The organism is Paraburkholderia sp. BCC1885, from assembly GCF_900996235.1.
Classification (GTDB): domain Bacteria; phylum Pseudomonadota; class Gammaproteobacteria; order Burkholderiales; family Burkholderiaceae; genus Paraburkholderia.
The window spans coordinates 1-455 of the sequence record NZ_CAAJGM010000149.1; the positions used below are offsets into that span (position 1 = coordinate 1).

The 455-nt window shown below is 61.8% G+C and carries 1 pseudogene; it reads right to left on the reverse strand.

Going from position 1 to position 455, the window contains the following annotated elements:
• Positions 1-455, reverse strand: a pseudogene (locus FQ755_RS37350) (acyltransferase); the annotation flags it as partial.

The window sequence follows — 455 nt, forward strand, 5'->3', positions numbered from 1 at the left end:
CTGGCATGCTGCCGGCCGTACAGGAATCCCAGCAGTCCGACCGTGCCGACAACCGGAAGCATCGCGCCGGGGAACGGATAGTGATCCGATTTCGACACAACGAAGCCGACGATCACGACCAGCAAGGACAGCCAGGCTCCCATCCTGATGCCGAGAGTGGCAGGCGCACGCGCCGACTCGATCGTTGTGACGAATCCGGAAAGCACAAAGCACTGGTAAAGCAGGACGCCGGCGGCCAACTCCCAGAATCGACCGAAGATGAAATAGAAGGCTTGCGTCTGGTTGGTCTGCCCCAGCCAATGCCCCCACGCTAGCGAGGCGCCCAGGCCCGCCGCGATCAGGATCACAGACAGATGGCGCCAGTGCTTCCGTGCGAGCCATGCCCAGAACAGGAAGGGGAACGCAAGATAGAACTGCTCCTCGACGCCGAGCGACCAAGTATGCGTGTACGGGTT